At 64.1% G+C, this 17,235-nt stretch carries 19 protein-coding genes; 9 read left to right on the top strand and 10 right to left on the bottom strand.

What is annotated here, in order from left to right; genetic code table 11:
• Positions 1-11: 11 nt before the first annotated feature.
• The 3 genes from SFB74_RS05250 to SFB74_RS05240 form a co-directional block, all read right to left on the bottom strand.
• Entirely contained in the window at positions 12-1,904 is a 1,893-nt protein-coding gene (locus tag SFB74_RS05250; RefSeq protein ID WP_432731882.1) for an amidohydrolase, read from the bottom strand.
• Positions 1,905-1,999: 95 nt separating this feature from the next.
• On the bottom strand, positions 2,000-2,293 hold the full coding sequence (locus SFB74_RS05245; protein ID WP_126469589.1) for a DUF1427 family protein: 294 nt from the start codon (positions 2,291-2,293) through the stop codon (positions 2,000-2,002).
• Positions 2,294-2,319: 26 nt separating this feature from the next.
• The gene (locus SFB74_RS05240; RefSeq protein WP_126469587.1) at positions 2,320-2,973 is read right to left on the bottom strand and encodes a hydrolase; all 654 of its coding nucleotides are present in this window, start codon (positions 2,971-2,973) and stop codon (positions 2,320-2,322) included.
• Between the two features lie 178 nt (positions 2,974-3,151).
• Here SFB74_RS05240 and SFB74_RS05235 point away from each other — a divergent pair, with 178 nt between their 5' ends.
• Complete coding sequence (locus tag SFB74_RS05235; protein WP_432729711.1) at positions 3,152-4,063, top strand: LysR family transcriptional regulator; 912 nt, start codon at positions 3,152-3,154, stop codon at positions 4,061-4,063.
• Positions 4,064-4,075: 12 nt separating this feature from the next.
• Here the strand turns inward: SFB74_RS05235 and SFB74_RS05230 are convergent, their stop codons facing one another.
• Positions 4,076-4,705 carry a 2-hydroxychromene-2-carboxylate isomerase gene (locus tag SFB74_RS05230; protein ID WP_432729710.1) on the bottom strand — a complete coding sequence of 210 codons (630 nt, stop codon included), beginning with the start codon at positions 4,703-4,705 and terminating at the stop codon, positions 4,076-4,078.
• A gap of 85 nt (positions 4,706-4,790) precedes the next feature.
• Between SFB74_RS05230 and SFB74_RS05225 the strand changes: the two genes are divergently transcribed.
• Complete coding sequence (locus SFB74_RS05225; protein ID WP_432729709.1) at positions 4,791-5,978, top strand: MFS transporter; 1,188 nt, start codon at positions 4,791-4,793, stop codon at positions 5,976-5,978.
• Between the two features lie 13 nt (positions 5,979-5,991).
• Here the strand turns inward: SFB74_RS05225 and SFB74_RS05220 are convergent, their stop codons facing one another.
• On the bottom strand, positions 5,992-6,561 hold the full coding sequence (locus tag SFB74_RS05220) for a DUF3455 domain-containing protein (protein WP_093197004.1): 570 nt from the start codon (positions 6,559-6,561) through the stop codon (positions 5,992-5,994).
• A 202-nt stretch (positions 6,562-6,763) separates the two neighbouring features.
• Positions 6,764-7,201 (bottom strand): hypothetical protein, encoded by a 438-nt coding sequence (locus SFB74_RS05215; protein WP_432729708.1) that lies wholly within the window; start codon positions 7,199-7,201, stop codon positions 6,764-6,766.
• 179 nt (positions 7,202-7,380) lie between these two features.
• Here SFB74_RS05215 and SFB74_RS05210 point away from each other — a divergent pair, with 179 nt between their 5' ends.
• Positions 7,381-8,394 carry a M35 family metallo-endopeptidase gene (locus tag SFB74_RS05210; RefSeq protein ID WP_432729706.1) on the top strand — a complete coding sequence of 338 codons (1,014 nt, stop codon included), beginning with the start codon at positions 7,381-7,383 and terminating at the stop codon, positions 8,392-8,394.
• On the top strand, positions 8,391-8,891 hold the full coding sequence (locus SFB74_RS05205) for a hypothetical protein (RefSeq protein ID WP_432729705.1): 501 nt from the start codon (positions 8,391-8,393) through the stop codon (positions 8,889-8,891). The genes SFB74_RS05210 and SFB74_RS05205 overlap by 4 nt, the downstream gene beginning before the upstream one ends.
• Positions 8,892-9,074: 183 nt before the next feature.
• Here SFB74_RS05205 and SFB74_RS05200 read toward each other — a convergent pair whose 3' ends face one another.
• Positions 9,075-10,700, bottom strand: a complete 1,626-nt coding sequence (locus SFB74_RS05200; RefSeq protein ID WP_432729704.1) for an MFS transporter — start codon at positions 10,698-10,700, stop codon at positions 9,075-9,077.
• Here SFB74_RS05200 and SFB74_RS05195 point away from each other — a divergent pair.
• The 5 genes from SFB74_RS05195 to SFB74_RS05175 all read left to right on the top strand — a co-directional run bounded on the left by SFB74_RS05195 (position 10,660) and on the right by SFB74_RS05175 (position 14,263).
• Positions 10,660-11,655 (top strand): LysR substrate-binding domain-containing protein, encoded by a 996-nt coding sequence (locus SFB74_RS05195; RefSeq protein WP_432729703.1) that lies wholly within the window; start codon positions 10,660-10,662, stop codon positions 11,653-11,655. The two genes, SFB74_RS05200 and SFB74_RS05195, sit on opposite strands and share 41 nt — an antisense overlap.
• Before the next feature lie 184 nt (positions 11,656-11,839).
• Positions 11,840-12,841, top strand: coding sequence for a M35 family metallo-endopeptidase (locus tag SFB74_RS05190; protein WP_432729701.1), 1,002 nt, complete (start codon positions 11,840-11,842; stop codon positions 12,839-12,841).
• Positions 12,842-12,870: 29 nt separating this feature from the next.
• The gene (locus tag SFB74_RS05185) at positions 12,871-13,326 is read left to right on the top strand and encodes a hypothetical protein (RefSeq protein WP_432729700.1); all 456 of its coding nucleotides are present in this window, start codon (positions 12,871-12,873) and stop codon (positions 13,324-13,326) included.
• Positions 13,323-13,769, top strand: a complete 447-nt coding sequence (locus SFB74_RS05180; RefSeq protein ID WP_432729699.1) for a hypothetical protein — start codon at positions 13,323-13,325, stop codon at positions 13,767-13,769. Before SFB74_RS05185 ends, SFB74_RS05180 begins: the two co-directional genes overlap by 4 nt.
• 65 nt (positions 13,770-13,834) lie before the next feature.
• The gene (locus tag SFB74_RS05175; RefSeq protein WP_432729698.1) at positions 13,835-14,263 is read left to right on the top strand and encodes a hypothetical protein; all 429 of its coding nucleotides are present in this window, start codon (positions 13,835-13,837) and stop codon (positions 14,261-14,263) included.
• A gap of 110 nt (positions 14,264-14,373) precedes the next feature.
• Here SFB74_RS05175 and SFB74_RS05170 read toward each other — a convergent pair whose 3' ends face one another.
• The 3 genes from SFB74_RS05170 to SFB74_RS05160 form a co-directional block, all read right to left on the bottom strand.
• Positions 14,374-15,486: a serine hydrolase domain-containing protein gene (locus SFB74_RS05170; RefSeq protein ID WP_432729697.1), complete on the bottom strand. Its 1,113-nt coding sequence runs from the start codon at positions 15,484-15,486 to the stop codon at positions 14,374-14,376.
• Between the two features lie 120 nt (positions 15,487-15,606).
• Positions 15,607-15,933, bottom strand: coding sequence for a hypothetical protein (locus SFB74_RS05165; protein ID WP_432729696.1), 327 nt, complete (start codon positions 15,931-15,933; stop codon positions 15,607-15,609).
• A gap of 169 nt (positions 15,934-16,102) precedes the next feature.
• On the bottom strand, positions 16,103-17,152 hold the full coding sequence (locus SFB74_RS05160) for a DUF4365 domain-containing protein (RefSeq protein ID WP_432729695.1): 1,050 nt from the start codon (positions 17,150-17,152) through the stop codon (positions 16,103-16,105).
• Positions 17,153-17,235 lie beyond the last annotated feature (83 nt).

Here is a 17,235-nt window from a genome sequence, read left to right as displayed (position 1 = left end):
CGTCATCTTCCTCACACCGCCCAGCAGGCGCAGCCGAGCGCGCCCCAGAAGCTCTTCAGGTCGCCAACGGGCAGCTTGCTGCTCCAGGCCGTGGCGTGGCTGTGGCCGTGCACGTTGCAGTTGTTGGCGCAGCCGCAGGACATCGCAGCGTTGCGCATCACCTTCTGAAGCGGCGCGCCTTCCTTCTTGTCGGCCCAGCCGGCATAGCCGCCGAAGGTGCGCGCGGGCGACCAGTCGGGCATGGCCGGGGGCACCGAGCCCTCGTCGTGCGAGGCGAAGGCACCGGCGCCGTAGACCACCTTGCCGCCCACCATCGTCAGCAGCGCGGTCGTGTCGGCGATGTCCGATTCGGGGCAGGCGAAGAAGTCGCGGTCGGGCACCACGAGGTCGGCGAGCTGGCCGGCCTGGATGCGGCCCTTCTTGCCCTCCTCGTTCGAGAACCAGGTGACGTTCTCGGTCCACATGCGCAGCGCCTGTTCGCGGTCGAGCAGGTTGCGCTGCGGCGTGATCTGCAGGCCGCCCACCGTCTTGCCCGTGACCAGCCAAGACAGCGACACCCACGGGTTGTACGAGGCCACGCGGGTGGCGTCGGTGCCGGCCGAGACCTTCAGGCCGCGCTCCAGCATGCGCTTGACCGGCGGCGTGGCCTCTGCAGCGGCGGCGCCGTAGCGCTCCACGAAGTATTCGCCCTGGTAGGCCATGCGGTGCTGAACCGCCACGCCGCCGCCCAGCGCGGCGATGCGGTCCATCGACTTCTCGGAGATGGTCTCGGCATGGTCGAAGAACCAGTTCAGGCCGGCCAGCGGCGTATCTTTGTTGACCTTCTCGAACACGTCGAGCGAGCGGCTGATGGTCTCGTCGTAGGTGGCGTGCATGCGCCAGGGCCAGCGGTTCTGCGCCAGGATGCGCACCACGCCTTCCAGGTCGCCTTCCATCTCGGGCGCCATCTCGGGGCGCGGCTGGCGGAAGTCCTCGAAGTCGGCGGCCGAGAACACCAGCATCTCGCCCGCGCCGTTGTGGCGGAAGTAGTCGTCGCCCTGCTTGTATTTGGAGTTGGCGGTCCAGTTCAGGAAGTCTTCCTTTTCCTGCTTGGGCTTCTGCGTGAACAGGTTGTAGGCCAGGCGGATCGTGAGCTGGCCGTCGTCGGCGAGCTTCTGGATCACTTCGTAGTCGTCGGGGTAGTTCTGGTTGCCGCCGCCCGCGTCGATGGCGCCGGTCACGCCCAGGCGGTTGAGCTCGCGCATGAAGTGGCGCGTGGAATTGAGCTGGTAGTCGAAGGGCAGCTTCGGGCCCTTGGCCAGCGTGGCGTAGAGGATGGCCGCGTTGGGCTTGGCCAGCAGCAGGCCCGTGGGGTTGCCGGCGCTGTCGCGCACGATCTCGCCGCCGGGAGGCGCGGGCGTGTCCTTGGTGTAGCCCACGGCGCGCATCGCGGCGCCGTTGAGCAGCGCGCGGTCGTACAAATGCAGGATGAAGACCGGCGTGTCGGGCGCCACCGCGTTCAGTTCCTCGATGCTCGGCAGGCGCTTTTCCACGAACTGGTGCTCGGTGAAGCCGCCCACCACGCGCACCCACTGCGGCGCGGGGGTGATGGCCACCTGGCGCTTGAGCATGTTCATGGCGTCGGCCAGGCTGCGCACGCCGTCCCAGCGCAGCTCCATGTTGAAGTTCAGGCCGCCGCGGATGATGTGCAGGTGATTGTCGATCAGCCCCGGCAGCACGCGCTTGCCCTGCAGGTCGATCACGCGGGTGGCGCCGCCGGCCAGCGGCAGCACGTCTTCGGCGCGGCCGACGCGGGTGAAGCGACCGTCCTTGATGGCCACGGCGTCGGCCACCGGGTTGGCGCGGTCCAGCGTGGTGAAGCGGCCGTTGTGCAGGATCAGGTCGGGGGTTTCGGTGTTGGTCATGTTGCTGGAAAGAGAGGCGACCGCGAGGCCGGGGGCTGCGAGGGTGGCGCCGAGCGCTCCGAGGAGGCGCCGGCGGCTGGGGTCTGCGGACGGGTTCATGCGTCGCGCCTTCCGGAGGACGGGGCCTCGGCGGTGTTCGCGCCCGCCGGCTGCGCGCACTTCGGCAGTTCGCCGAACACATGCGGCTTGACCTGGTGGTGCAGCCACGAGGTGGCCACCGCGTCGGGCTTGATCACGCTCTTGATGAGCGGCGGGATCTGCTCGCCGAGCAGGATCCCGAGAAGCCCCACCAGGGCGATGACCGGCGGCGCCGGCGAGCGCACCTGGAAGAGTGCGTAGATCACGCCGACCAGGAGGCCGAGCGCGAGCGACAGGACATAGGGCTTCATGATCTCGTCGGCCTCGGTGTTGTCGATCAACCCTCGTGCGCGCCGAACATGGTCTTGGCGTAGGTCACGCCCAGGCCGTAGGCGCCGCCCACCTTCTTCGCGATGCCGGTGGTCAGCTCGTAGGTCTCGCCGCGGGCCCAGTCGCGCTGCAGCTCGAGCAGGTATTGCAGCGAGGTCATCGGCTGCGCGCCGGCCTGCACCATGCGTTCCATCGCGCGGTTGTGCGCCTCGGTCGACACGTCGCCGCAGGCGTCGGCAATCACGTACACCTCGAAGCCCTGGTCCAGCGCCGACAGCGCCGGGCCGACGATGCACACGCTGGTCCACAGGCCCGCCAGCACGATGCGCGGCTTGCCGATCTGGTTCACGCGCTCGATCACGGCGGCGTCTTCCCAGGTGTTCATCGAGGTGCGGTCCAGCATCTTCTGGCCCGGGAAGGCGTCGGTGATCTCGCTGAACATCGGGCCCGAGAAGCTCTTCTCGGCCACCGTCGTGAGGATGGTCGACACGCCGAAACCGGCCGCCGCCTGCGCCACCAGCGCGGCGTTGTTGCGCAGGTTCACGGCGTCGATGGAGTGCGTGGCGAAGGCCATCTGCGACTGGAAGTCGATCATCACCAGCGTGTGGTCGGTGGGGGTGAGCAGCTTGGCGCCGGCGGTGGGGGTGGCTTTGATGGACATGTGAAAAACTCCTATGGGTTGGTTGAATGTTCGATCTGATTCACAATCGCTTCCGGAGAGAAATCTCCTTGGCATGGAACGAATCATCGTGGGCCCAGAGGCCGTCATCGACGAAACTTTTCATATTCAACGTTCGAATTTTTCGAACATAGATTTTCCACCCTCCACGGGCCATCGCATGCTCAAGCTCAGCCTGGAAGCCATCGAGATCGTCGATGCCATCGCGCGCCACGGCTCCTTCGCCGCAGCCGCCTCGCATCTGAACAAGGTGCCCTCCACCATTTCCTACGCCGTGGGCAAGCTGGAGGAGCAGCTCGGCATGCTGATCTTCGAGCGCAACGGTCCGCGCGTGAGCCTCACCGCCGCCGGGGAAGAAATGCTCAAGGAAGGCCGCTGGCTGCTCGGCGCCGCGAGCGACCTCGAATCGCGCATGCGCCAGATCGCCACCGGCTACGAGTCGGAGATCCGCCTCGTGCACGACTCGCTCATTCCCACGCAGGCCCTCATCGGCGACATCCGCGCCTTCGAAGACCTGCGCTGCGGCACGCGGCTGCGCATCGGCTGCGAGGCGCTCACCGGCAGCTGGGAAGCTTTGCGCGAGGGCCGCGCCGACATCGTCATCGCCGCCGGCGACGGCCCGGCCGGCGGCGGCTACCAGGCCGTGACCGTGGGCAGCCTCGACTTCGCCTTCTGCGTGGCGCCCACGCACCCGCTCACGCGGCTCGGCCGCCCGCTGCAGCGCGGCGACCTGCTGGAGTGCAACGCCATCGTGGTGGGCGACAGCGCACGCACGCTGTCGGAGCGCACCGTCGGCCTGCTGGCCGGCCAGCCGCGCATCACCGTGCCCTCGATGCCCGCGAAGATCGCCTGCCAGGTGGCCGGCCTGGGCCACGGCTTTTTGCCGCGCGCCTGCATCACGGACGAGTTGAAGCGCGGCACGCTGGTCGAGCTGCCCACCGAGGAGCCGCGTGCTCCCGAAGCCTTCTGGCTGGCCTGGAAGACCGGTGCACAGGGACAGGCGCTGCGCTGGTGGCGCGAGCGGATGAACCGCACGCTGATACCGGCGCTGCTGCCGCGCTCGGCCCTGTGACCGTCAGGGCGCTCAGCCCGCCGCGCGCAACTTGTCCAGCGCCCGGTCGAGGAACGCGAGCCGGTCCTGCCCCCAGAAGCGCTCGCCGTTCAGGATGAAGGTCGGCGCACCGAACACGCCCGCCTCCACCGCTTCGGCGCTGTTGGCGCGGTACACGGCCAGCACCTCGGCCGACTGTTCCATTGCCTGCAGCGAGGCGCCGTCGTAGCCGTTCTCGTCGGCCACGGCGATGCGCACCTCGGCCTTCGAGGTGTCGCGCTCCTCGGCCCACAGCGCGCGAAGCAGCGCTTGCGACAGCGGTTGCGCGTCGAGGCCCTTCAGTTGTGCAGCGATCACCATCCAGCCCGGGTACTTGTTCCAGTTCGGATCGGTGGGCGCGCCCTTCGGGTAGTGCGCGGGCTCGAGGTTCATCGGCATGCCGAGGTAGTCGCTCCAGCGCGCGAGCTCGAGTGCGTGGTACGTGCGGCGCGGCTCGGGGCGCGTCTTCAGCGGAATGCCGCCGGTCTGCGGCACCACTGCCTGGAAGTCGTAAGGCTTGAGCGTGAGCCGCACGTGGTGGCGGCGCACGATGTCTTGAAGTTGCGGGCCGCCGAGGTAGGCCCAGGGGGAGGAGAGGCTGTAGTAGCAGTCGAGCGCGATCATGTTTCGATTATCTTCAGCGCATGCCCGCCCTCGCCGCGCCTCTCACCCTTCTCCCCTCGGGGTCTGCGCGGGACATGACGGCGCGATGAAGTTCCCGGCCTTTCTTTTCTCGCTGTTCCTCTCCAGGCTCGCCGACCAGATCCTGCTGTTCCTGGTGCCGCTGGTGGTGTTCCAGGTGACGCAGGACGTGGCGTGGTCCGGCTACGCCTTCGCTGCCGAGACGCTGCCGCGCTTTCTGTCGTTTCCCGTCTGCGGCGCGCTGTGCGACCGCGTGTCGCCGCTGAAGCTGCTGCGCGGCAGCCAGATTCTTCGCGCGCTGGTCTGCGTGCTCGGCGTGCTGGCCAACGAAGCCATGGGCGGCATCGGCTGGCTGGTGGGCCTCTCGGCGGTGTGCGGCGTGCTCACCACCCAGGGCGTGATGGCCCGCGAAGTGATGCTGCCGCAGATCGCCACGCAGCACGGCTTCGACAAGGTGCTGGCCTATGCGCAGACCGCCGAACAGACCGGCACCGTGCTCGGCCCGCTGGTGGCCGCCGCCCTGTTCGCGCTGTGGCCGTGGCAGGCGGTGGTCGGCGCGGCCGCAGGTTTCTTCCTGCTGGCCGACGTCGCCACCTCGTATTGGCGCCGCGGCAACTCCATGCGGCTGCACGAACCGCAGGGCGCGCCGGGCCACTTCCTGCAGCCCATCATCACTGCCCTCGGCCACGTGCTGCGCCTGCCGGGGCTGCTGCGCCTGACCATGCTCACCTCCGGCGTCAACCTGATGCTCGGCACCACCCTGGCATCCGCCGCCGCGATGGTTACCGGCCTGCACCAGCGCTCGGCCACTTATTACGCCGGGCTGCAGACGCTCGGGGCCGTCGCCACCATCGCGATCCTGCTGGCGATCATCCGCGGGTCGATCCCGCTCAAGCGCATGGGTGTCACCGCCTACGCGTTGATACTGGCCGGCGGCCTGCTCACCGCCGCGAGCACCAGCCACTGGGGCTATGCGGCCGGCTTCCTGCTGGTGATCGGCTTCGACAAGATGTTCAGCATCTACATCCGCATCCACCGCCAGCGGATCATTCCGGCGCAGGACTACGGCAAGACCACCGGCGTGATCGTGCTGCTGAACAACCTGACGCAGCCGCTGGCTGGGCTGATCGTCGGCGCGTTCGCGGATGCGACGCAGACGCGCGGGGTGATCTTTGCGGTGTGCCTGCTGGTGGGGGCGATCGGTGTTGCTTCGGCCGTGGCCGCCAGCAGGAAGACCGGCGCCACGCAGGCCTGACCGCCCCCTGCGCTCAGGACGCCTTCCAGAAGATGTAGTCGGCCTGGTACTGCACGACCTGTTTCTGGCCCTTGGTGGCCGGCGTGCACGGCACGTTCGCCGGCGCCACACCACCCTGCAATGCCACGCGCTGGATGTACGTCACGCCCGTCATCGCACCGGTGCCCACCGCCGGATTCGCCTTGACGAGCTGGAACGGCAGGCTCGTCGGACCCGAAGGCGCCACCGCCAACTGCGTGGCCGTGAGCTTCGAGCCATCGTTCGACTCCCAGGTGGCCGGCGGGCCGTAGTACTTGCCGACCTGCTTGCCGCCGCGGTCCCACAGCTTGGCGTCGGGGCCGACGAACACCCATTCGGTCTGGCCGGGCGCATTGGCCTTGTCGCGGCATTCGTAGGTGATGTCGCCCTTGCCCACGGTTTCCATGGCGACCTTGTTGCCCGCCGGCACCTGGATCGTCGGCGGCAGGCTCGACTGGTTGAATGCTGGGGCCATGGAGCCTGAAGACATCGAGCCGCATGCGGTGACAAGCACGGCAGCTGCCGGGACGACGCCGAGCGCGGCGATGAGACGGGTGGTGTGCATGAGGGTTCTCCTGGTTGTAGATGGGTAGACGGACGGCAGCAGCTCCTCGCTGCTGGGGCGTTTACGCACCGGAGACGGGGTTGGATGTGGCGGGGGTGATTTCACCTTTTTGCCGTGGGGGTAAGGCGCGGGTCGAATGCGAAACCTGAAGCCCCCTGCAATCCAAACCTCCCTGGTCGCTTGGGGCGTTGACTTCGCGCTTTCATCGCTTGAATCCCGGGATCGGGGCCGGGCTGCAATCAGGAAGATCAGATTGAAAGGGAACAAGGTCGATCGCCGCGTAGTTCCCGCCTTTGAACGTCGATGAAGACGAACCGAGATGAGATGTGACGTGAATCGGCACCTCGTCCAGAAGCATCCGGAGCGCACGTTCCGTTGCCAAGGCCCTGCGATGCGCAAGCGCCTTTGCGCCCTCGGCGTTCGCAGGAGCGATCCCATCGACTCTGGCCCCCTCCAATCGCGGAAACTCCTTTCGCCACCTGTCGAGCCAGCGCACCAATTTCAGGATCTCTGTCTTCTCGAGAGCAGCGGAACCAGCTGCAAAGTCGAGGTCAATGGCAAATGCACGAGAGCATGGATGGGCAGGGCTCGCCGCCAACATGCCGATGAGCAACAAAGAGATCGGCAGTTCGAATCGCATGGATGACTCTTAAAACGACGTAGCTTGCAGTGCTTTTGGCCCTCTTTGGCGCACGCTGCGTTGTTCCAGAACGCGAAAACCAAGAGCTGCGTGAAGGATTTCTAGCCGGTTGACATTGGGCAACCGTGTCAACACGCGCTTCCTTCTACAACTCCCAGACACAACAGGGAGGTTTCCGGATGATGCGCAAAGTTCTAGTGGTCGGCGATCCGCCGCCCCCCGGTGGGAGGGTGCTGCCCTACGATGGCCCGATGGTCGATTTCTTTGGGCATCGCCCCGCACTGATCGGCGGCAGGGCCTACTGCGAAGGATGCAACAGCGTTGGCATCATCGCGAAGGCAGGAGGGCCACGGCGCCCACAGTTCATATCGGAGATAGCGCTGGAGGGGGACGTCGTGGTGTGCCATTGCCCGGCGCCACAGCCTCTGCTGTCCGTGCTGCAGCACTCTGCGGAATATGACGATGAAGACTGGCATGCAAGCGGCGTCACGCCGAACCAGTCTGCGCTACCCCTGATGACGGCCGAAGCAAAAACTCCGGAGATGGCAGCCTTCAAGAAGACCGTCGACGACCACGTCACGCATCCACCGGAAGCCGAGCAGACCGAGAACATCTGCCCGAACATGACAAACAAGGAATTTGCAACGCTGGCAATGAGGCTGTGCGACATGGCGGTCGACTACATCACGAAGAAACGCTTGCCCGAACTGGAGCGCTGGGACGAACAGGCGCAGGCTCATGTCAAAGCGTGGTTCGCCGTAGCCGATCAACGCACCCGGGAGCATCTGCAGAAAGGCTTGGTCGAATGCGTGCGAGTGCTGAAATCTCTTGAGCCCAAGAATTTCGTCCGCTTCATTGCGGGCGGCAAGCTGGCCACCTGCGTCATGGGCAGCGCTTTCGGGACGGATGCTGCAGCATGTCCATCGGACACAAGCACGCACACCATTGCGATCGCCCTCCCCTTCTGTTACTACGAAGACAACGTGGTCAACTTCGACACCGGCGTAGTCATGGATGCCAACTCGCAGCTCGTGATCCTGATCCACGAAGTGACCCACTTCAACGACACCTTCGGATCGAATGACACCTGGAACGGGACAGCAAACTCAAGGCGACGCGTGAGAAGCGAAAACCACGCTGCCCTCCTTTCAAATGCAGACAGCATCGTGGCCTACATACTTGGCGTCCCATGAAAAGATATCGCCCGGCCTTTTGGCGCGTGACTGCAATCCTCTTGGTGTTGGTTGCCGCGCCTCCCGCCCACGCATGCAGTCCGATGAAGGTCATTGGCGTGTACTTCGATCGCGGCTCAGCGACGGTATCCGCGGCACAGGTGTCGAGGCTGGCTAATTGGATGGCCGACCTGCATGCGAGATATCCGAACCATGAATCCATCGACATCAGCGCCTCCGCCGAGCCTGGCGAACAGTCTCCGAGCAACCTCGCAATGGAGCGGGCACGCAATGTTGCGCGCGTTCTCCGGGAAAACCTGCTGTTCGATGGAGCGAAGATTTATCTGCCGGAGCGAGGCTATGTCAAAAAGCCTGCGTCCGCGTATCTCAAGGAGTTGGAGAGGAGCCAAGGTGTCAGGGCCGTGCAGCTCGACTTTCTTCCTGCCTGTCCGCATGAATGTTCATGTCAGATAGGCGCCTCCCCACACACCATTGATTCCGCCGCAACGAAGAGATGAACAACCATAGGCGCACCGTTCTCTACCGGTGCTCCATTCGGAGCACCCCTCGCATCTGGCGGCGAATCGGCTATCTGGCCATTCTCCTGATGGGGCTGTATCTGCTGGGTGCGGGCACGATGTGGGTGACCTTCTGGATCATGATGGCGATCCATGGCGCATAGCACGGGCGCCATGGATACGTCACCGCTTGACCCGTATCGCTTGCGCCGCCAACGTCAGAACAGCAAACCCCAACACCACCCACACTCCCGCATAAAGCATCCCCAACTCCGTCCCAGGCCCAATCGCCGCAGTCAACACCGCCAACCCGCAAGCCCCCCCCACCTGCAGCGAACTGTTCAACAACCCAGCCGCCAGCCCCTGCTCATCGTCGGCCACGCCGTTCGTCCCCGCCACCATCAGCGCCGAGATGCTCAGCGCGAACCCCAGGCCCCACAGCACCGAAGCCGGCAGCAGCACGCCCCACAGATCCGGCTCGGGCCCGATGCGCAGCATCAGCAGGTAGCACGGCACGAAGGCCAGCAGGCCGACCATCAGCACGCGCGTCACGCCGAAGCGGCTGATGAGCGCGCCGATCTTCGGACCGATCACCACCACCATCAGCCCCGCCGGCAGCAGCACCAGCGCCATCTGCCACGGCTTCCAGCCCTGGATGTTCTGCAGGTACAGCGCGATCAGGAACTGGAAGCCCATCGCGCCACCGTACAGCAGCGCGGCGCTGATGTTGGCGGCCACCAGTGCGCGGTTGCGGAAGATGCCCAGCCGCACCAGCGGCTCTTTCACCGTGCGTTCGATGACGACGAAGGCCACCAGCAGCGCCGCGGCCACCGCGAAGCCGATGAGGGTGCGCGGCGACGACCAGCCCGCCTCTTCCACCGACACCACGGTGAACACCATCAGCAGCATGCCCGCCACCAGCGTGACGGCGCCGCCGATGTCGAGTCGCGGCCGCTGCGCTCCTTTCACACGCGGCGCATCGGGCGGCAGGTAGCGCAGCGCGGCCAGCAACAGCAGCACGGCGACCGGAATCGGCAGCACGAAGATGTAGCGCCAGTTCAGCGCCGCCAGCAGCCCGCCGATGAGCAGGCCCGACGAGTACCCCGAGGCCTCGAACAGGTTGAAGATGCCGAAGGCCTTGTTGCGCGCCGGCCCTTCGGCAAAGGTGGTGGTCAGCAGCGACATCGCGGCCGGCCCGGTGAAGCCCGCCGCCATGCCTTTGACGAAACGCGAGACGATCAGCAGCCCCGCATCGGTGGCGAAGGCGCCGCCCACCGACACCAGCGCGAACACCGCCAGCCCCGCCACCAGCACGCGCCTACGGCCGAACAGGTCGGCGCAGCGCCCGCCCAGCAGCAGAAAACCGCCGAAGGCCAGGATGTACGCGCTGACCAGCCACTGCGCGGTGGCCGCGCCGATGCCGAAGGCATGCTGGATCTCGGGGATTGCCACCGCGATCATCGAGATGTCGAGCCCATCGAGCAGAATCACGCCGCTGAAGATCAGCAGCGCGATCCACATGCGCGCGGGCCAATGCAGGGGGTCCTTGTTTCTCTCCGTCGCGGCGACACCGACAACATCAACAACAGCAGCGCCCTCATCGTCAGGGCGCGCGTCGCACGGGTTCAGGCTGGCAGACATCCGATTGCTCCAATCAATCCATGGTTTCTTGATTGGCCCGATCGTCCCGCGCCCGCCCCGCGATGAGAAACGAGTAGTTCTCAACGAACCGTCAAACGGAGCTTGAAGATCGATGGCATCCACGCCGATGACGAACAACAGCAGCAGCACCAATAGCAGCAACGGCAACAGCCGCATGCTCCCCGGCACGCGCGCCCTGCGCACCTTCGAGGCGGCCGCGCGGCACCTGAACTTCACGCGCGCGGCCGACGAGGTGGGGCTCACGCCCGCGGCCGTGAGCTACCAGATCAAGGAAATCGAAGACCAGCTCGGCGTGGTGCTCTTCACGCGCACCAGCCGCAGCATCCAGCTCACGCCCGCCGGCGCCGTGATGTTCGAGGCCACCGCCGATGCGCTCGACAGCCTGCACCGCGCCGCCGGCCGCGCGCGCAAGCTCACGCGCAGCGCGGCGCACCTGCGCGTGTCGCTCAGCGCGCGCTTTGCCACCAACTGGCTGCTGCCGAGGCTGCCGAAGTTCAGGGCCGCCCACCCGGGGCTGGAGCTGAGCTTCGACATCACCGACGAGCTGCGCGACTTCGAGGCCGACGACATCGACATTGCCATCCGCTTCGGCACCGGTAGCTACGAAGGCGCGCGCGCCGACCGGCTGTTCGACACCCTCATCGTGCCCGTGTGCAGCCCCAGGCTCATCGAGACCGGACCGCCGCTGAACGAGCCGCGCGACCTGCTGCGCAACAACCTCACGCTCTGCCATGTCGATTGGAAGACCGACACCATGACCTGGCCCGACTGGCGCATGTGGATGGCCGCGGCCGGCGTGGACGGCAACGACATCGACGACAGCCGCCTCGTGGGCTTTACCGATTCGAGCTTCGTGGTGCAGGCCGTGCTCGAAAGCGGCGCCGTGGGGCTGGCCGACCTGGACATGATCGCGGGCGACCTGGCGCAGGGGCGGCTGGTGCGGCTGTTCGACATCGGCGTGCGCATGGCGCAGCCGTATGCGTACTACCTGGTGTGTCCGCAGGGGAGCAGCGAGGACGCGCGGGTCGTGGCGTTTCGGGAGTGGTTGCTGGGGGAGATGAAAGATCGTGACATGGGGCAGCCAGGCAGATCGACTGCTTGACGATCCGAGCCAGCTCGAAAGCGAACTGCTCCAAGGAAAGGATCGAACCGCGCCAGCCTGCAGCGCATCTTCGAAATCGAAAACTCCAGCCAGCGTGAAAAATCTGTAGCCGGTTGACGTTGGTCCACAGTGTCAACACGCGCATCCTTCTACAACTCCCCGAATCAACAAGGGAGGTTTCAGGATGATGCGCAGAGTTGTCTTGGTCGGTGATCCACCGGCCGCTGGCGGGAGGGTGCTGCCCTACGATGGCCCGATGGTCGATTTCTTCGGCCATCGACCCGCGCTGATCGGTGGCAGGGCCTACTGCGAAGGATGCAACAGCGTCGGCATCATCGCCAAGGCGGGAGGGCCGCGGCGGCCGTTGTTCATATCGGAGATGGCGCTAGAGGGAGACGTGGTGGTGTGCCACTGCCCGAGGCCGCAGCCGCTGCTGTCGGTGTTACAGCAATCAGCGGATTGCGACGATGACGCCGCGCATTCAATTGGCGTGTTCCCGCTGACTTCGACAGCGGCCACGCTCTCGAGTCCCGAGATGGCTGCCTTCAAGAAAACAGTGGATGACAACGTCACACATCCGCCCGAGGCCGAACAAACCGAGAACATTTGCCCAAACATGACGAACAAGGAGTTCGCAGTCTTGGCAATGAACCTGCGCGATATGGCGGTCGACTACATCACAAAGAAGCGGCTGCCCGAACTCGAGCGCTGGGATAAAAAGGCGCAGGCACATGTGGAAGCATGGTTCGCCATCGCCGACCAGGACACGCGTGAATATCTCCAGAAAGGATTGGCCGCCTGCGTTCGCGTTCTCAAAGGCCTGGAGCCAAAGAACTTTGTGCGCTTCATTGAAGGTGGAAAGCTGGCGACCTGTGTCATGGGAAGCGCACTGGGGACCGATGGTGCTGCCTGCAAGTCGGATGTCGGCACGCACACCATCGCAATCGCTCTTCCCTTTTGCGGGTACAGAGACCATACATTCAACTTCGACACCGGCGAATCCACCAACGGCCCCTCAAGACTCATTTTTTTGATCCATGAAGTCACGCACTTCGATGACACCTTCAGCTCGAACGACACGTGGTACGGAGCAACCGAATCAAGAAAAAACGTCAGAAGCGAGAACCACGCCGCTCTGCTGGCGAACGCAGACAGCATCACCTCCTACGTCCTCGGAATCGTATGAAAAGTCACAACGCAGCTCTGTCCGTCCTGATGGCAATCCTCGCCGTGATGGCGCCCCTGTCTTCGCATGCATGCTCACCGATCAAGGTCAGAGGGGTGTATTTCGAGCGCAACTCTTCGGATGTCTCCGCGTATCAAGTCTTGAGACTGGCGGACTGGGTGACTGACCTTCGCCGGCGCTATCCAAACCACCAAACCTTCTACGTCACCGCTTCTACTGAGCCTGGTGAACAAACCCCTGACCGTCTGGGAATGGATCGTGCACACAACATCTCTCGCGTTTTTCAAGAGACGCTGAAGATCGCTCCAGCGAAGATCGAGCTTCCGAAACGAAGCTATGTCGAAGCGCCTGTTTCCGCATATCTGAAGCAGCTCGAGAAAAGCGAAGGCGTCAGGGTGGATGTCAGTTTTCTACCGGCCTGTCCGCATGAATGCCCTTGCCAATCGGGAGACCCTCTTTACAAGCCACAGCCCCCCCGACAATGAAAAGCCGACTCCTCGCCCTAATCTGGGCACTTGCAGCGGGAGAAGCATCAGCATGCAGCTACATCACGCAGACCCAGCTGAGCTTCGAGGGCAACTCAACGGCACTGGATCGATCGCAGGTCATCAAGCTTGTCAAATGGCTAGATCGCTCTTATGCAAACTTTTCCATGTACGTGCGCGCCTCGATAGAGGTCGGGGCATCCGGTGCGGCGCCCCACGAGGCAAAGGCGTTGGCTGAGCAGCGTGCAGCCAATGCGGCGAGAGCGCTTCGCATGCTGTTGAAAACCGAGCCTCCGATTACCACCGTCGCTCGTGGATATAGGTCACCCGTGAATGGCCTGGGTGACAGTAACGATTTCGCCTCACTCCAGCTCTACCCGGACGTCGAAGGCCTGAAGCTGCCGGACTGCAACCCAGTCCCGATTCCCGGTTTCAAGCGGTAGACGTGCGCCAGGACGCTTTCATGCTGCAAGGGAATTGAAGGCCCCTCAGCGTCACCCAAGCAGCGGTGAACGTTGTGCGTTTGAAGCAGCCCAGGCTGCGTGCCCTCAATCTCAATGCCTCCGCATCAGGCTCCGAGCCGGGAAACATCAGCGCCGGAGCATTTCTTCAAGGGAAAAACAATCCGATGATCAAGGTCTGGGCACGTCTTCTTCTCAACGTCCTGGCGTGGTTCCTCGCGATGCCGGCCATGTTCGTGGCTGTGGGGGCGCTGGACCAGCGCAAATTCCAACCACTCTTCGAGAACATCGTTCCGATCACTGCCGCGATCCTTTTTGTATGGGCGGCCTGGATCTATTGGCGCTTCGTTCCGAGCGCCCCTCGAATCTGGCAACGAATCGGCTATCTGGCCGCTTTTCTGCTGGGGATGTATCTGCTTGGAGCAGGCGCACTGTGGGTGACCTTCTGGGTCATGCTGGCGATCCACGGCGCTTAGCGGCCACACCCGCCGGTGCCGCACCGGGGAACGACTTCGAAGGGCCCGTGCACATCCAAGCTTCACCGTGATTCGAGACGCCCGGCGCCTCAGCCCTTACTCAGCCTCACTCAGCGACAAGGAGCATCCGCAATCATGCGGACCGCGCGCAGAAAGTCCTTCGGCGCGACCCAGCTCACATTCCAGTTGCCCGCCACCGGCACCTCGCGCTTGTGCGCAACCACCATCTGCCGTTTCGGAATCACGAGGATGTACTGGCCATGGACGCCCCAGGCCATGTAGGCGCCGCTCAGCGGCGAGTCCGGAGGCTCTTCCAGCAGCCACCAGAGGTAGCCATACCCGAAGCCCCGGCGAGCCGTGTGCGGCGGATGCATGTCCGTGGAGGGCGTTCGCTGCTGCGTCATCTGCCTGACCCAGTCGGCCGGAATCAGTTGCTGCCCGCGCCAGTTGCCCTCTTTCAGCATCAGGTAGCCCAGCCGCGCCATGTCGCGAGTGGACAGGAAGAAGGGGTAGGCCAGGTGCTGCGACAGCCTGGCATTTCCGCTTCGCTTGTGGCGGGCCAGATCGAAGTCTTCGAGCGCAAGGGGTGTCGCGAGGTCGTCCGCGAACGTCCGGTAGATGCTGCGTCCGGTCAGCTGCTCGAACACCGTGCCGGCCGCGTTGAAGTCCCAGTTGTTGTAGAGGAAGTAGCTTCCGGGCTTCTGTGACCCGCGTGGCGGTGCGGCGGACGCATCGTCGCCCCCGTTGGCTGCCGCGTGATAGACACCGGAGCGCGCCGAAAGCAGGTCGCGCACGCGCGCCTGGCGCTCGACCGGCAGCAGGCCGCCGATGTCGTCGATGCCCAGGTCGGCGAGAGAGCGGTCGAGATCGATCGTGCCGCTCGCCACGTACTTGCCGTACATCATCGACAACACGCTCTTGCGCGCGGAGAACACGATGCTGACCGTCTGCACGGGGCCGTAGCTGAACAGCACGCGGCCGTCCTGGACAGCCATGAGGGCGGTGGAGTCCAGCGTATGCAGGTAGTCGCGCGCCGCATCGAGGTCGCGCCGACACGCATCGCTCAGGGACGATGCGGGAATGGCTTGCCACGAAGCGGCCGGATAGGTGGCCGCATCCGCGGCGGCGGGCGGCTTCTCGGGCGTCGAGGTGCATGCGCCCGCCACCATCAAGGCGGCGCAAGCGCAGCACAGCGCCAATGCGCGCATCAAGGTTCGTTGCATGACTGGGGGTTATCGGGGTGGCCCGCCATCATGCGTCATGGTCTTGCGGCTGAGGTCAATCTGTCTCGAAGGCAGCGTGGTGGGGCTGACTCGTCGATTGACCGCCCCTTCGCCGCCGCCTCAGGCGAGGCCCGGCTCGCGCCCTTGCAGCGCTTCGCGCACCGCGCCGGCCGCGAGGTTGATGGCGTCGATGCGCACCGTCAGCGCGTCGTTGAGCACACCGAGCAAGGCGCTCAGCTCGGTGCGGCTGGGGGTGAGTTCCTCGCTGTCGTTCAGGGCGCTGGTGTCGACAAGCTTCCTGAGCGCGGCGTAGGCGCGCATCACGTCGTTGAGGTTTTCGGCGTCGTCGCAGGCTTGCAGGGCGAGGTCGTCGAGATCAAATGACGCGGGGTTGATAGAAGCGGAAGGATTGCGAGATTGCGCGCGGGTGCGAGCGGATTCAGCCATGAAATGGACTCCAAGATTCGCAGGGGCTTCATCAGGCTTCCAAACCCGGTCGCACCACCTAGCGCGACGGGCGCAGTATATCGACAAGATCGTGGCCTTAAAGCTCAACGATGTTCCCGCGAATGATGAATGGAAGCTTTCTTCAGAGTTTCTACCTTGTCTCGCGCCATCATCCCAACTCAGAGTTTGTAAGGGGCACCAAATAATCTAGGAGGGCCGATGGACCTCGATTCGCGTACTTATCCCAATACATTTCCGGTCGAAGATATTGCAGGCCAGCAAAGTAAAAACCAGAAGGATCGACAGAGGGGTCGACTGACTTTTGGCCGGGGTATGCCTCTCGGAACGCACAGTAGTAGGCAACTCGAGGTTCGATGTTCATGAACCTCATGGGCAATGCAAGTGATGTGATATGCGCGAAATGCTCGTCGTACAAAATCCCGAGGGCAGTGAGTCCGATTCGAGAGTAAGAATCGCCCCGCAAAACTATCCGATCAATCGTAGGAGCCGTGACCAGTCCGCCTATACGTCGCACCATCTCGAGGAGCTGCGCAGACACCACATTGCCTTCAAGACTTCCCCGCAAACGCTCTCCGAGACTGACAGCTTGGTCAATCAGAGCGTTCAGACCAGCTTGCCCCAGCCCGTCCGAACTGCCGACGATTGCATCTGCGAGCAACCGCATCGTCGAATAATCGTTGATTGCCGCTGCGGCTCGCATTGTTCCCATCAAACTCAACGCAAGCTGTGCCTTCCCCTCCCAGCGGGCAATAGCCTTAAGGTCGCCCGATAGACCTGCATGCAGTGTCTGGCGCTGTGGCACCCAAATTACCCAAGACTGCTGATCTTCCATCAGCGAGTTGTCAGATGCACGCTGTTGTAGAAGCCAATCCTGAAGCCAAAGATACCAAGCTTGGCGAGTCTCAAGATCGACTCGTATGAATATCACCGGAATGCGGCACGCATCTGCATACTCGAAGTACCGCCGTTCGATGATGAACTTCACACCTGCATCACTGCATTCCACCCTCTCCGACGTCTTGATCTGCACCTTCAAGATATCTCCACGCAGTCCGTTTTCCGTGAGCTCAAACTCCGCGTCGATGCCGAAATCCTCCCCCAGATCTCGCGACAGCCAGTGGGGATGTTCCTCCACGTGCGCGAAGAGCCATTTGTGCCCCCGCGCGCCGATTTTTTGAGCCTTGGTTCTGGTGTTCACTTCTTTGAGAGGAGTCGGACTCCTGTATCGGGGTTCTCAGACTGACAGCGAAGGCAATCGGCTCGATCGCAAAGTGCTCGCGT

This window comes from Variovorax xiamenensis, from assembly GCF_050916385.1.
Lineage (GTDB): Bacteria > Pseudomonadota > Gammaproteobacteria > Burkholderiales > Burkholderiaceae_C > Variovorax.
This window is presented reverse-complemented; position numbering and strand designations above follow the sequence as displayed.

Coding starts and splice junctions, on each gene's coding strand:
- SFB74_RS05250 (WP_432731882.1), bottom strand. CDS start 1,904: ATGACCAACACCGAAACCCCCGACCTGATCCTGCACAACGGCCGCTTC.
- SFB74_RS05245 (WP_126469589.1), bottom strand. CDS start 2,293: ATGAAGCCCTATGTCCTGTCGCTCGCGCTCGGCCTCCTGGTCGGCGTG.
- SFB74_RS05240 (WP_126469587.1), bottom strand. CDS start 2,973: ATGTCCATCAAAGCCACCCCCACCGCCGGCGCCAAGCTGCTCACCCCC.
- SFB74_RS05235 (WP_432729711.1), top strand. CDS start 3,152: ATGCTCAAGCTCAGCCTGGAAGCCATCGAGATCGTCGATGCCATCGCG.
- SFB74_RS05230 (WP_432729710.1), bottom strand. CDS start 4,705: ATGATCGCGCTCGACTGCTACTACAGCCTCTCCTCCCCCTGGGCCTAC.
- SFB74_RS05225 (WP_432729709.1), top strand. CDS start 4,791: ATGAAGTTCCCGGCCTTTCTTTTCTCGCTGTTCCTCTCCAGGCTCGCC.
- SFB74_RS05220 (WP_093197004.1), bottom strand. CDS start 6,561: ATGCACACCACCCGTCTCATCGCCGCGCTCGGCGTCGTCCCGGCAGCT.
- SFB74_RS05215 (WP_432729708.1), bottom strand. CDS start 7,201: ATGCGATTCGAACTGCCGATCTCTTTGTTGCTCATCGGCATGTTGGCG.
- SFB74_RS05210 (WP_432729706.1), top strand. CDS start 7,381: ATGATGCGCAAAGTTCTAGTGGTCGGCGATCCGCCGCCCCCCGGTGGG.
- SFB74_RS05205 (WP_432729705.1), top strand. CDS start 8,391: ATGAAAAGATATCGCCCGGCCTTTTGGCGCGTGACTGCAATCCTCTTG.
- SFB74_RS05195 (WP_432729703.1), top strand. CDS start 10,660: ATGACGAACAACAGCAGCAGCACCAATAGCAGCAACGGCAACAGCCGC.
- SFB74_RS05190 (WP_432729701.1), top strand. CDS start 11,840: ATGATGCGCAGAGTTGTCTTGGTCGGTGATCCACCGGCCGCTGGCGGG.
- SFB74_RS05185 (WP_432729700.1), top strand. CDS start 12,871: ATGGCAATCCTCGCCGTGATGGCGCCCCTGTCTTCGCATGCATGCTCA.
- SFB74_RS05180 (WP_432729699.1), top strand. CDS start 13,323: ATGAAAAGCCGACTCCTCGCCCTAATCTGGGCACTTGCAGCGGGAGAA.
- SFB74_RS05170 (WP_432729697.1), bottom strand. CDS start 15,486: ATGCAACGAACCTTGATGCGCGCATTGGCGCTGTGCTGCGCTTGCGCC.
- SFB74_RS05165 (WP_432729696.1), bottom strand. CDS start 15,933: ATGGCTGAATCCGCTCGCACCCGCGCGCAATCTCGCAATCCTTCCGCT.